Annotated in this window: 12 protein-coding genes; 5 read left to right on the top strand and 7 right to left on the bottom strand. The window is 61.6% G+C overall.

The features are described from left to right. Positions 1-288: 288 nt before the first annotated feature. Entirely contained in the window at positions 289-477 is a 189-nt protein-coding gene (locus HCF10_RS29810) for a hypothetical protein (protein ID WP_131698619.1), read from the top strand. 152 nt (positions 478-629) lie between these two features. On the opposite strand, the gene HCF10_RS29805 is transcribed toward HCF10_RS29810, so the two are convergent. The 7 genes from HCF10_RS29805 to HCF10_RS29775 form a co-directional block, all read right to left on the bottom strand. Then, on the bottom strand, positions 630-1175 hold the full coding sequence (locus tag HCF10_RS29805; protein ID WP_167656975.1) for a DUF2058 domain-containing protein: 546 nt from the start codon (positions 1173-1175) through the stop codon (positions 630-632). A 25-nt stretch (positions 1176-1200) separates the two neighbouring features. After that, positions 1201-2034, bottom strand: coding sequence for a nucleoside triphosphate pyrophosphohydrolase (mazG, locus tag HCF10_RS29800; RefSeq protein ID WP_167656974.1), 834 nt, complete (start codon positions 2032-2034; stop codon positions 1201-1203). Between the two features lie 132 nt (positions 2035-2166). Continuing rightward, the gene (relA, locus tag HCF10_RS29795; RefSeq protein WP_027603791.1) at positions 2167-4410 is read right to left on the bottom strand and encodes a GTP diphosphokinase; all 2244 of its coding nucleotides are present in this window, start codon (positions 4408-4410) and stop codon (positions 2167-2169) included. 123 nt (positions 4411-4533) lie between these two features. Continuing rightward, on the bottom strand, positions 4534-5886 hold the full coding sequence (gene rlmD / locus HCF10_RS29790) for a 23S rRNA (uracil(1939)-C(5))-methyltransferase RlmD (RefSeq protein ID WP_131698621.1): 1353 nt from the start codon (positions 5884-5886) through the stop codon (positions 4534-4536). After that, positions 5886-6788 carry a cysteine synthase CysM gene (gene cysM, locus HCF10_RS29785; protein WP_015885254.1) on the bottom strand — a complete coding sequence of 301 codons (903 nt, stop codon included), beginning with the start codon at positions 6786-6788 and terminating at the stop codon, positions 5886-5888. The genes rlmD and cysM overlap by 1 nt, the downstream gene beginning before the upstream one ends. A gap of 231 nt (positions 6789-7019) precedes the next feature. Continuing rightward, on the bottom strand, positions 7020-7625 hold the full coding sequence (locus HCF10_RS29780; protein ID WP_145336989.1) for a tRNA-uridine aminocarboxypropyltransferase: 606 nt from the start codon (positions 7623-7625) through the stop codon (positions 7020-7022). A gap of 6 nt (positions 7626-7631) precedes the next feature. Further along, positions 7632-8525, bottom strand: coding sequence for a LysR family transcriptional regulator (locus tag HCF10_RS29775; RefSeq protein WP_131698623.1), 894 nt, complete (start codon positions 8523-8525; stop codon positions 7632-7634). Between the two features lie 149 nt (positions 8526-8674). On the opposite strand from HCF10_RS29775, the gene speB reads away from it, so the two are divergent. The 4 genes from speB to HCF10_RS29755 are packed head-to-tail and all read left to right on the top strand — an operon-like array spanning position 8675 to position 12990. After that, positions 8675-9625, top strand: coding sequence for an agmatinase (gene speB, locus HCF10_RS29770; protein ID WP_027603787.1), 951 nt, complete (start codon positions 8675-8677; stop codon positions 9623-9625). Continuing rightward, the gene (locus HCF10_RS29765; RefSeq protein ID WP_145336990.1) at positions 9625-10047 is read left to right on the top strand and encodes a YybH family protein; all 423 of its coding nucleotides are present in this window, start codon (positions 9625-9627) and stop codon (positions 10045-10047) included. Before speB ends, HCF10_RS29765 begins: the two co-directional genes overlap by 1 nt. Positions 10048-10068: 21 nt before the next feature. Then, entirely contained in the window at positions 10069-11583 is a 1515-nt protein-coding gene (locus HCF10_RS29760; RefSeq protein ID WP_131698625.1) for a purine-cytosine permease family protein, read from the top strand. A 24-nt stretch (positions 11584-11607) separates the two neighbouring features. After that, complete coding sequence (locus HCF10_RS29755; protein ID WP_167656973.1) at positions 11608-12990, top strand: sodium:solute symporter; 1383 nt, start codon at positions 11608-11610, stop codon at positions 12988-12990. Positions 12991-13000 lie beyond the last annotated feature (10 nt).

The following is a 13000-nucleotide window of genomic DNA, read 5'->3' as shown; positions in this document are numbered from 1 at the left end:
TGCTTGGGATTTGTACCTGTGTGATTATCCCTTGGGGAGGCTTGGACGAGGTATGACCCGCGTCCAGGCCTCAAATGTGTAAACGATGTCCCCGGTTTCAGATGTAAACGATGTCTACGGTTCTACATCCCGATGGCGCCGGCATGACCAACACAGCCGTATCAAGCTGCCGCCCAACATGAAACTTCTGTCATAAACCTCTAAAGCGGTTTACTTAGCAAGCTAACAAACCGTATAAAAAGACCTGCGACGACTTGCCGCATACCCACCAGAAATTGGAGCAAGCAGATGACTGTAAAAGTAACTGAACGCGACGACGAACATATGTCCCACGAAGCGCTGGGCCATGGGATTCATATCTGGGATGTCCACCAACAAGACCTGCTGGTCGGCATGTTTCACAACGAGAGCGATGCTCATAATTATAAAAACGAGCTTGAATCGCTTGAGTTGAAGCGCCAGGCACAAAGCTCCTGAAACTTCGAAATCCTGTAGGCCCCCCAGCCCCACGCAGCTGGGGGGGCCTATCAAACACAAACCCCGCCTTTTGAGCGGGGTTTGTGTGTTCTGGGGCTGCTCCGCAGCCCAACGCAGGGCAAGCCTGCTCGCCACCATTCGTTGCTACAGCCTTACCACATCAGATCATCCGGGATCTGGTAAGCGGCGTACGGATCGTCCTCATCCGGCACCTGGCTTTCGGTGAGGATGTTGAGCTGCACGATACGCTCCGGTGCACGCTCCTGGATCTTCAGCGCCGCTTCACGCGGGATCACCTCGTAGCCACCGCCGTGATGCACGATGGCCAGGGAGCCGTTGCTCAGCTTGTTGCGCATCAACGTGTTGACCGACAGGCGCTTGACCTTCTTGTCATCCACGAAGTTGTAGTAGTCCTCGGTGGTCAGCTTAGGCAGGCGCGAGGTCTCGATCAGTTGCTTGACCTGGGCCGTACGGGCCTTGGCCTCGGCTTTTTCCTGCTGCTGGCGGTTGAGTTCCTGGTCACGCTTGACCTTCTCGGCGAGCGCCTCGGCGGCCAGGCGAGCCTGGGTGTCATCGGCCTCGATCTGGCCCTTGTGGACCAGCCGCTGCTGCTTCTGTTTTTCTTTGCCGACCTGCTTGGCCTGCTTTTGGTTGACCAGACCTGCTTTGAGCAACTGGTCGCGAAGGGAAAGGCTCATGGTGCTTACTCACTTAGGCAACTGCTCAACCGCAGCTGGACACGTTCTTTTCCTGACGTTTGGCTTCGCCCCACAGGGCGTCCAACTCTTCGAGGGTGCAATCTTCTATGGGTTGGTGGGTGTCGCGCAATGCCTGTTCGATAAATCGGAAACGTCGTTCGAACTTTGCATTGGCGCCACGCAGTGCTGTTTCCGGATCGACCTTGAGGTGACGGGCCAAGTTGACCGCCGCGAACAGCAGGTCACCGACTTCATCGGCGATGGCCTCCGGGTCGTTGTCAGCCATGGCTTCGAGCACTTCATCCAGCTCTTCGCGCACGTTATCCACCACCGGCAACGCCGATGGCCAGTCGAAGCCGACCTGGCTGGCGCGCTTCTGCAACTTGGCGGCCCGGGACAAGGACGGCAACGCAGTCGGCACATCGTCCAGCAGGGACAGTTGCTCCGGCGCGTCGGATTTTTCCGCACGCTCCTCGGCCTTGATCTGCTCCCAGCGCTCCTTGACCTGTTCTTCGCTGAGCTGAGGTATATCCAGCGGCGCATACAGATCGCCGGTCGGGAACACATGGGGATGACGGCGAATCAGCTTGCGGGTGATGCTGCCGATCACCCCGGCAAATTCGAAACGCCCTTCTTCCCGCGCCAGCTGGCTGTAATACACCACTTGGAACAACAGGTCGCCCAACTCACCCTGCAGATGATCGAAGTCGCCGCGCTCGATGGCGTCGGCCACTTCGTAGGCCTCTTCCAGGGTGTGCGGGACAATGGTGGCGTAGGTTTGCTTGATGTCCCACGGGCACCCGTATTTCGGGTCTCGCAGGCGGCTCATCAGGTGCAGCAGGTCTTCAAGTGAATACATCTTTCTGTGTCCGATCAGTGTGGGAGGGGGCTTGCTCCCGATAGCGGTGCGTCAGCCACCAGATGTATCAACTGACAGCCTGCTATCGGGAGCAAGCCCCCTCCCACCTTTAGCCTGCATTCATTTCGCGAATCATGGGGTACGGTTGCGCCGCGTCTCAATGATGTTCGGCAACTGGGAAATCCGTCCCAGCAACCGCCCCAGTGCGTCCAGCCCCGGAATCTCGATGGTCAGGGACATCAGCGCAGTGTTGTCCTCTTTATTCGAGCGGGTGTTGACCGCCAGCACGTTGATGCGCTCATTGAGCAGCACTTGCGAGACGTCACGCAGCAGGCCGGAACGGTCGTAGGCACGGATGATGATGTCCACCGGGTAGGTGAGCACCGGCACCGGGCCCCAGCTGACCTGGATAATCCGCTCCGGCTCGCGCCCGCCCAGTTGCAGCACCGAGGCGCAGTCCTGGCGGTGAATGCTCACGCCACGGCCCTGGGTGATGTAGCCGACGATGGCATCCCCCGGCAACGGCTGGCAGCAGCCGGCGATTTGCGTCAACAGGTTACCGACGCCCTGGATCTGGATATCGCCGCGCTTGCCGGGCTTGTAGCCGGTGGCTTTGCGCGGGATCAGCTCCAGTTGTTCGTTGCCGCGCTCCGGCTCGACCAGTTGCTGGGCCAGGTTAACCAGTTGCGCCAGGCGCAGGTCGCCGGCACCGAGGGCGGCGAACATGTCTTCGGCAATCTTCATGTTGGCTTTTTCGGCCAGCTTGTCGAAGTCCACCTGCGGCAGGCCCAAGCGGCCCAGCTCGCGTTCGAGCAGGGTCTTGCCGGCGGCGACGTTCTGGTCGCGTGCCTGCAACTTGAACCAATGCACGATCTTCGCCCGCGCCCGCGATGTGGTGATGTAGCCCAGGTTCGGGTTCAGCCAGTCGCGGCTCGGCGTGCCGTGCTTGCTGGTGATGATCTCGACCTGCTCGCCGGTTTGCAGGCTGTAGTTGAGCGGTACGATGCGCCCGTTGATCTTGGCGCCCCGGCAGTTATGGCCGATCTCGGTGTGCACACGGTAGGCGAAGTCCAGCGGCGTGGCGCCCTTGGGCAGGTCGATGGCATGGCCGTCGGGGGTGAAAATGTAGACCCGGTCCGGCTCGATATCCACCCGCAGCTGTTCGGCCAGGCCGCCGATGTCGCCGAGTTCTTCGTGCCATTCCAGCACTTGGCGCAGCCAGGAGATTTTCTCTTCGTACTGGTTGGACCCGGCCTTGACGTCGGTGCCCTTGTAGCGCCAGTGCGCGCACACGCCCAGCTCTGCCTCTTCGTGCATGGCGTGGGTGCGGATCTGCACTTCCAGCACCTTGCCCTCGGGGCCGATCACGGCGGTGTGCAGCGAGCGGTAGCCGTTTTCCTTGGGGTTGGCGATGTAGTCGTCGAACTCCTTGGGAATGTGCCGCCACAGTGTATGGACGATACCCAGCGCGGTGTAGCAGTCGCGCATTTCCGGTACCAGAACGCGCACGGCGCGCACATCGTAGATCTGGCTGAAGGCCAGGCCCTTGCGCTGCATTTTGCGCCAGATCGAATAAATGTGTTTGGCACGACCGCTGATGTCGGCATCGACCCCGGTGGCCTGCAACTCGGCGCGCAACTGGCCCATCACGTCGCTGATAAAACGCTCGCGGTCGAGCCGCCGCTCATGCAGCAACGTGGCGATCTGTTTGTATTGATCCGGTTCGAGGTAGCGGAAGGACAAGTCCTCCAGCTCCCACTTGATATGGCCGATACCCAGGCGGTGGGCCAGCGGCGCGTAGATGTCGAAGACTTCGCGGGCAACGCGGTTGCGCTTTTCGTCGTCGGCGGTCTTCACCGCACGGATCGCGCAGGTGCGCTCGGCCAGCTTGATCAGGGCGACACGCACGTCGTCGACCATCGCCACCAGCATCTTGCGCAGGTTTTCCACCTGGCCCTGGGTGCCCAGCACCATGGACTGGCGCGGGCTGAGGCTGGCGCTGATGGCGGCCATGCGCAGCACGCCGTCGATCAGCTTGGCCACAACCGCGCCAAAACGCTGGCTGACGGTCGGCAACTGAATGTGCCCTTCACGCACGCCGCGATAGAGCACGGCGGCGATCAGTGAATCCTGGTCCAGCTTGAGATCGGCGAGGATCTCGGCGATTTCCAACCCGGTGCGAAAGCTGGAAGTGCCTTCGGCCCAAAGGTTCTTGGCTGCATTGTCTTGTTGCTCAGACTCGCGAGCGAACTCGCAGGCTGCTTTCAAGGCTTCACGGTCCAGTGCCGGGTCGACACTGATGGCATGATCCAGCCATGCCTCGAGATTGATACTGCCGTCGGTGTTGATCGGCTGGTGTGCTCTCACCTGTACCATCTTGCTTACCTTCCCTACGACGCACCTTGGATGCGCCAAAATCATCGCCGACCTTTTTACTGCGAACTCCGTGGCAGATCATAGGCCTTGGAGAACGCAGGCCAGTCGGATTAAACGGGCATCCTAGCCCGCTTCAAATAACGCCATGGCCTCGACATGCGCTGTCTGCGGAAACATGTCGAGGATCCCGGCACGTTTTAGCCGGTAGCCTTGCTTGACCAGCTCAACCGTGTCCCGCGCCAGCGTCGCCGGGTTGCAGGACACATACACCAGGCGCTTGGCCCCCAGGGTGGCGAGCTTGCGCACAACCTCTTGGGCACCATCGCGGGGTGGGTCCAAGAGTACCGCAGAAAAGCCCTGTTTGGCCCATTCCGCGTCAGTCAAAGGCTGGGACAAATCGGCCTGAAAAAACTGCGCATTATGCAAATTATTGTTGATGGCGTTCTGCGCAGCCCGGCCCACCATGGTCTGCACACCTTCCACCGCCACCACTTCGCGCACCTGTTTCGCCAGTGGCAGGGCAAAGTTGCCCAGGCCGCAGAACAGGTCCAGCACCCGCTCATCAGGCTGCGGCGCCAGCCAGTCCAGGGCCTGGGCAACCATCGCCTCGTTGACTCCGGCGTTGACCTGGACAAAATCCCCTGGTCGGTACGCCAACTCCAAATTCCACGCGTCCAATCGGAAACCTAGTGATTGATCGGGCTCAATCGGTTCCGGCTGACCTTCCCCATGCAGCCACAGCTGGGCTTCATGGAAGCTGCAAAATTCTTTCAGGATCAGCAGGTCCGCGTCCGACAACGGCGCCATATGCCGCAGCAGCACGGCGACGGACGAGCCACTGAACAACTCCACATGCCCCAGGGCCTGAGGTTTGCTCAAGCGACGCAGCATGTTCGGCAGGCGCTGCATGATCGGTTGCAAGGCCTGTACCAGCACCGGGCAATCATCGATGGCGACGATGTCCTGGCTGGCCACGGCGCGGAAACCCACCTCGAGTTTTTTCGCCTTGGCATCCCAGCGCACGGCCACGCGGGCGCGGCGTCGGTAAGCGAATTCCGGCCCGCTCAGCGGTGCAGCCCACTCCTGCGGTTCGACACCGGCCACGCGGGACAGTTGCTCGGCGAGCATGCGCTGTTTCAGGGCAAGTTGTTCGTCATGGGGCAAGTGCTGCACGCTGCAACCACCACAGCGGCCGAAGTGCGCGCACGGTGCCGGACGACGCAGCTCGCTGGCCTTGAACACGCGTTCGGTGCGGGCCTCGACCACTTTGCCGTGGGTGCCCAACACTCGCGCTTCAACCTCTTCGCCGGCCAGCGCACCGTTCACAAACCAGGTGCGGCCTTCAAAGAACACGATGCCGCGGCCGTCGTTGGCCAGACGCTCGATGGTCAGGCGTTGCTTCTTGCCCACGGGAATCTGTGGGGCCCGGCTGCCGCCCGTCGGTTGGAAGCGCAGGCCTCTCTCGTGCTTGGCCATCAGTTGGGTTCGTCGAAAATGCCGGTCGACAAGTAACGGTCGCCTCGGTCACAGATGATCGCGACGATCACCGCGTTTTCCACTTCCTTGGACAAGCGCAACATACCCGCCACGGCACCGCCGGACGACACGCCGCAGAAGATGCCTTCTTCACGCGCCAGGCGGCGGGTGGTGTCTTCGGCTTCACGCTGGGCCATGTCGATGATGCGGTCCACGCGCGTCGCGTTGTAGATCTTCGGCAAATACTCTTCGGGCCAGCGACGAATGCCTGGGATGGCCGCACCTTCCATCGGTTGCAGGCCGACGATCTGGATCGCCGGGTTCTGCTCCTTGAGGTAGCGCGAGTTGCCCATGATGGTGCCGGTGGTGCCCATGGAGCTGACGAAATGGGTGATGGTGCCCTGGGTCTGGCGCCAGATTTCCGGACCGGTGGTGGTGTAGTGCGCTTCGGGGTTGTCCCCATTGGCGAACTGGTCCAGCACCTGGCCACGGCCTTCGGCGGCCATGCGCTCAGCGAGGTCGCGGGCGCCTTCCATGCCTTCTTCCTGGGTGACCAGCACCAACTCGGCGCCATAAGCGGTCATCGCCGCCTTGCGCTCGGCGCTGCCGTTGTCGGGCATGATCAGCACCATCTTGTAACCCTTGATCGCGGCGGCCATGGCCAGGGCGATCCCGGTGTTACCGGAGGTTGCTTCGATCAGGGTGTCACCGGGCTTGATCTGCCCACGCAGCTCGGCGCGGGTGATCATCGACAGCGCCGGGCGGTCTTTTACCGAGCCGGCCGGGTTGTTCCCTTCGAGCTTGAGCAACAGGGTATTGCTGGTTTCACCCGCCATGCGTTGCAAGCGGACCAGGGGCGTGTTGCCGACGCAATCGGCGATTGTAGGGTACTGCAAGGTCATGGCGTATTCGCAATCCAGACTGCGGGGGCGAACATCATACCGGGAAAGGTCGGCGGGCCATATCACGCAAAGTGCGGTGCTTATGGCTTAAAGGAATAAGCGGAAAAGAGGGTGAGCTTGAGGGCCCCGCCGGGAGCGAGCCCCCTCCCACACTGGACCGCATTCTCATGCTGGAACTCGGTCGAATGTGGGAGGGGGCTTACTCCCGATGGCCGCGCGTCGATACCCCGCCTAGCCCAAATGCCCATCGCCATGATTTTTCTGAAAGACCTCCTCCCCCATCGCCGCAATCTGCCCTTCGATCAAGGCGTCAAACGGCTTGAGCAACGGTTCAAACGACACCGGCGCCTCCAGCACCTGCAATGCCTGCACAATCGCCTCCACCGTCGACAACGCCCCTGGCCCGGGCGCCTTGCGTAATCGGTAGCGAGACACGGCGCCCTCGACCAGCGTCACTCGAGGCAGCGCCGCCAACAACGGATTGAGGTGCAGCAGTTTGCGCGCCTTGCGCCAGGTGCCGTCGGGCACCACCAGCAACAGCGGCTGATCGCCGGGGGCATAGGCTTGCAACGGCTGTGCATCGTCAGCCGGAAACAACAGCCGCGCCTGATAGCCGGGCGGGCTCAACAAGGTTGGCAGGTCATCAAAGACCTCGCCCACTACCAACTGCGCATTGTTCAACCCCAGCGCCGCCAGCCGCGCGGTGTTGAGCGCATGGTTGACCTCGCTCGGGTGCTGCAACAGCAACACGCGGGTACGGCTGTCGAGATTGGGGATCAGCGCGCACAGGCAATGGACAACAGGCCTGAGGCAGCGGGAGCATTGGGGTCGGGACATGGTTGTTCAGGCCTGATTGAGCTGGGCTTTGAGTAAATCGCGGAAGGTCTGGATCAACGGCTCGCGACTGCGGCCCCGGCGCATGATCATCGAGAACGGCGCCTGGTAGCCGAAGGTGGCGGGCAGCAATACGCGCAGGTCGCCCTTGTCGGCCCAGGCCTGGGCGTAGTGTTCGGGCAGGTAGCCGATGTAGGCACCGGAGAGCACCAGGATCAGCTGCGCCTCCATACTTTCCACGGTAGCGGCGCTGTGCTTGAAGCCGTGGCGCGCCAGTTCGGCCTGGCTCCAGTAACCGCGGCCGACCATGCGTTGCTGGGTGATCACTTGTTCAGGGATGCGACGCTCGTTGAACAACGGATGGCGGGTGCTGCAATACAACCAGTGTTGCTCGCGGTACAGCGGCATGTAGATCAGCCCGCTCATGCGATTGGAAAAGGCGCCGATGGCCAGGTCCAGGCGGTTATCCTGCACACCGAGTTGCAGTTCGTAAGGGCTCATCACCGATAAATTCAGGTGCACCGCCGGGTGCTCCAGGCTATAGGCGCCGATAACCTCGGCGAACGGCAAGGCGTTGTCGCTTACGGTGGAGTCGAGCACGCCGAGCTTGAGCGTGCCGCGTAGCTCGCCCTTGAGCGCGGCGGCGTATTGCTCGAAGCCTTCCAGCTCACCCAGCAGGCGCAGGGTTTCCTGGTGAAACAGCTCGCCCTTGCTGGTCAGGCTGAACCCACCCCGCCCGCGATGGCACAGCACCAGGCCCAACGCGCTTTCCAACTGGCTCATATAGGTGCTGATGGCCGACGTGGACAGGTTGAGTTCGTGCTGGGCGTTGGCAAAGCCCTGGTGGCGCACGACGCTGACGAAGATGCGCAGGAGTTTCAGGTCGGGCAAGGCGTTGGCCATGGTTGGCTCCGGGTATAGATCTCAGCAGTCTACCTGCGCGCTTTAGTTTAGAAAAATCTGAACTAAGTATTTGCCCCTGCCGATTCTTCCCTTCCTGCGCATTTCGCAGAATCGGCCCCTGATAAACACAACAACGATGAGGCAATCCCGTGGACAAGATTTTCCACCAACCACTGGGCGGCAACGAAATGCCGCGCTTCGCCGGCATCGCCACCATGATGCGTCTTCCCCACTTGCAATCGGCCAAGGGCCTGGATGCGGCCTTTATCGGCGTGCCCCTGGACATCGGCACCTCGCTGCGTGCCGGCACCCGCTTCGGGCCGCGTGAAATCCGCGCCGAGTCGGTGATGATCCGCCCCTACAACATGGCCACCGGCGCCGCGCCATTCGACTCGCTGTCAGTAGCGGATATTGGCGACGTTGCGATCAACACCTTCAACCTGCTGGACGCCGTGCGCATCATCGAAGAGGCCTACGATGAGATTCTCGAGCACAACGTGATCCCGATGACTTTGGGCGGCGACCACACGATTACCTTGCCGATCCTGCGGGCGATCCACAAAAAACACGGCAAGGTCGGGCTGGTGCACATCGATGCCCACGCCGACGTCAACGACCATATGTTCGGCGAGAAAATCGCCCACGGCACCACCTTCCGCCGCGCCGTGGAAGAAGGCCTGCTTGATTGCGACCGCGTGGTGCAGATCGGCCTGCGCGCCCAGGGCTACACCGCCGAGGACTTTAACTGGAGCCGCAAACAGGGCTTCCGTGTGGTGCAGGCCGAAGAATGCTGGCACCACTCCCTCGCGCCACTGATGGCCGAGGTGCGGGAAAAAGTCGGCGGCGGCCCGGTGTACCTGAGCTTCGATATCGACGGCATCGACCCGGCCTGGGCGCCCGGCACCGGCACCCCGGAAATTGGCGGGCTGACCACCATCCAGGCGATCGAAATCATCCGTGGCTGCCAGGGCCTCGACCTGGTTGGTTGCGATCTGGTAGAAGTTTCGCCGCCCTACGACACCACCGGCAACACCTCGCTGCTGGGCGCCAACCTGCTGTACGAGATGCTCTGCGTACTGCCTGGCGTGGCGCACCGTTGATGAGCGTGCCGCAGGTATTGAAAGCCGCCGCCGACCTGGTGTCGGCGTTTGCGCGCAACGACCGCGCCGCCTACTTCGGCGCGTTCACGGCCGATGCCAGCTTTGTGTTTTACACCCTCCCCCAGCCGCTGCTCAGTCGCGATGCCTACCAGGCGTTGTGGGACAGCTGGCGTCGGGATGAAGGGTTCGAGGTGCTGTCCTGCACCTCGAGCAACGCCGTGGTCAGCCTGCAGGGTGACGTGGCGATATTTATTCATGACGTGGCCACCGAGCTGCGCATGAACGGGGAGCAATTTTTCAGCCAGGAACGCGAGACCATTGTCTTCAAACGCCAAGGATCTCGCACAGAACAACAAGAAGGCCTGTGGCTGGCCTGTCACGAACATTTGTCCGCTATGCCGGAAGGGCTGCCGCCCCCTTAGCCACTGTGATCGGAGCTGATCATGAATAATAAAAACAACGATAAAAGTATTCGCAAAATAGAAACCAACGGGGTCGAACAGATCCCGGACAACGAGCGTACGGCCACCCCCAAGGATCTGTTCCGCCTGATCTTCGGCGGCGCCAATACCTTTGCCACCGCTGTGCTAGGTTCCTTTCCGGTGTTGTTCGGCCTGTCGTTCCAGGCTGGCGTCTGGGCGATTGTGCTGGGTGTGCTGGTGGGTGCGTTGATCCTCGCCCCCATGGGCCTGTTCGGGCCAATCAATGGCACCAACAACGCGGTGTCTTCCGGTGCGCACTTCGGCGTGCACGGGCGGATTGTCGGTTCGTTTCTGTCACTGCTGACGGCGATTGCCTTCTTCTCACTGTCGGTGTGGAGTTCAGGCGATGCGCTGGTCGGCGGTGCGAAACGGCTGATCGGCCTGCCGGAAACCGACCTGACCCTGGGCCTGGCCTACGGCGTATTTGCCATGCTTGTACTGACGGTGTGCATCTACGGCTTTCGCTTTATGTTGTGGGTCAACCGCATTGCGGTCTGGGCGGCAAGCCTGCTGTTTCTGTTGGGCATCTTCGCGTTCGCGCCGACCTTCGACAGCCACTTCGCCGGCACCGTAGCCCTGGGCCAGACCGGCTTCTGGGCGGCCTTTATCGGCGCGGCGCTGGTGGCCATGAGCAACCCGATTTCCTTCGGGGCGTTCCTGGGTGACTGGTCACGTTATATCCCGCGTGAGACGCCGAAAATGCGCATCATGCTGGCGGTGGTCCTGGCACAAATCGCCACCTTGATCCCGTTCCTGTTCGGCCTGGCCACCGCGACCATCGTGGCGATCAAGGCGCCGGACTACATCGCGGCCAACAACTACGTCGGCGGCCTGCTGGCGGTGGCACCCGCCTGGTTCTTCCTGCCGGTGTGCCTGATCGCAGTGATTGGCGGCATGTCCACCGGCACCACCTCGCTGTATGGCACCGGCTTGGATATGTCCAGCGTGTTCCCGCGCCTGCTGTCGCGGGTCAAGGCCACGCTGCTGATCGGGGTGATGTCGATTGCCTTCATCTTTATCGGACGTTTCGCCGCCAACCTGGTGCAGAGCGTATCGACCTTCGCCGTGCTGATCATCACCTGCACCACGCCGTGGATGGTGATGATGATCATCGGCCTGATCGTACGTCGCGGCTTCTACTGCCCGGATGACCTGCAGGTCTTCACCCGTGGTGAAACCGGCGGCCGCTACTGGTTCAGCCATGGCTGGAACTGGCGCGGGCTGGGGGCCTGGATTCCGAGCGCGCTGGTGGGCCTGTGCTTTGTCAACTTGCCGGGTCAGTTTGTCGGGCCGCTGGGCAACCTGGCGAACGGCATCGATATCAGCCTGCCGGTGACGCTGGGGTTGGCGTCAGTGGTTTACCTGACGTTACTGCGTGTGTTTCCAGAGCCGGCTTCGGTGTATGGCCCCAATAGTCCGCTTCGCAGCCCTGCGGGAGCAAGCTCCGCTCCCACAACAAGTTCGCCTGTTACCTAAAACAATAATCGGAGACCCGCCGTCATGGCTTTGGATTTATTCGTCGTACTCATCTACGCCGCCGGCATGCTCGTGCTCGGCTATTACGGCATGCGCCGCGCCAAGACCCACGAAGACTACCTGGTGGCCGGTCGGAACCTGGGCCCGTCGCTGTACATGGGCACTATGGCCGCCACGGTACTGGGGGGGGCATCCACCGTCGGTACTGTGCGCCTGGGTTACGTGCATGGCATCTCCGGCTTCTGGCTGTGTGCCGCGCTGGGCATGGGGATCATCGCGCTGAACCTGTTCCTGGCCAAGCCGCTGTTGAAGCTGAAAATCTTCACCGTCACCCAGGTGCTGGAAAAGCGCTACAACCCCATGGCCCGCCAAGCGAGTGCGGTGATCATGCTGGCCTACGCGCTGATGATCGGCGTGACCTCGATCCTGGCCATCGGCACGGTGCTGCAAGTGTTGTTCGGCCTGCCGTTCTGGATTTCGGTGTTGCTGGGCGGTGGTGTGGTGGTGGTCTACTCGACCATCGGCGGCATGTGGTCGTTGACCCTCACTGACATCGTGCAGTTCGTGATCAAGACCGTCGGCCTGATGTTTATCCTGCTGCCGATCTGCCTGTACCGCGTCGGCGGCTGGGATGAGCTGGTGGCCAAGCTGCCGGCATCGAGCTTCAGCTTCACCGCGATCGGCTGGGAAACGATCATTACCTACTTCATGATCTACTTCTTCGGCATCCTGATCGGCCAGGACATCTGGCAGCGAGTGTTCACCGCCCGTGACGAAAAGGTTGCCAAGTACGCAGGCACTTTCGCCGGTTTCTACTGCATCCTCTACGGCCTGGCCTGTGCACTGATCGGCATGGCGGCCCATGTACTGATTCCGGACCTGGATAACGTCAACAACGCGTTTGCGGCCATCGTCAAAGTCTCGCTGCCAGACGGGATTCGTGGCCTGGTGATCGCTGCGGCACTGGCGGCGATGATGTCCACCGCCAGCGCCGGCTTGCTCGCCGCCTCCACCGTATTGACCGAAGACCTGCTGCCACGTTTGCGCGGCGGTAAACAATCGAGCCTGGCAATCAACCGCCTGTTCACCCTGCTGACCGGTATCGTCGTGCTGGGCATCGCATTGGTGGTCAATGACGTGATCAGCGCCCTGACCCTGGCCTACAACCTGCTGGTGGGTGGCATGCTGATCCCGCTGATCGGCGCGATCTTCTGGAAGCGGGCGACCACGCCGGGCGCAATCACGTCCATGACCCTGGGCTTCGTGACGGCGCTGGTGTTCATGTTCAAGGATGGGTTGGATGCGAACACGCCGATCTACTACAGCCTGGCGGTGGCGCTGGTGAGTTTTGTGCTGGTGAGTGTGTTGTCACGCCGGCCACAGGCGCAGGTGGCTCGGACGGTGTAAGAAATAGGGG

It is taken from the genome of Pseudomonas sp. B14(2022) (assembly GCF_012030485.1).
In the GTDB taxonomy this organism is placed as follows: domain Bacteria; phylum Pseudomonadota; class Gammaproteobacteria; order Pseudomonadales; family Pseudomonadaceae; genus Aquipseudomonas.
Note: the sequence above shows the minus strand (reverse complement) of the source record. Positions and strands in the feature narration are given on the sequence as shown.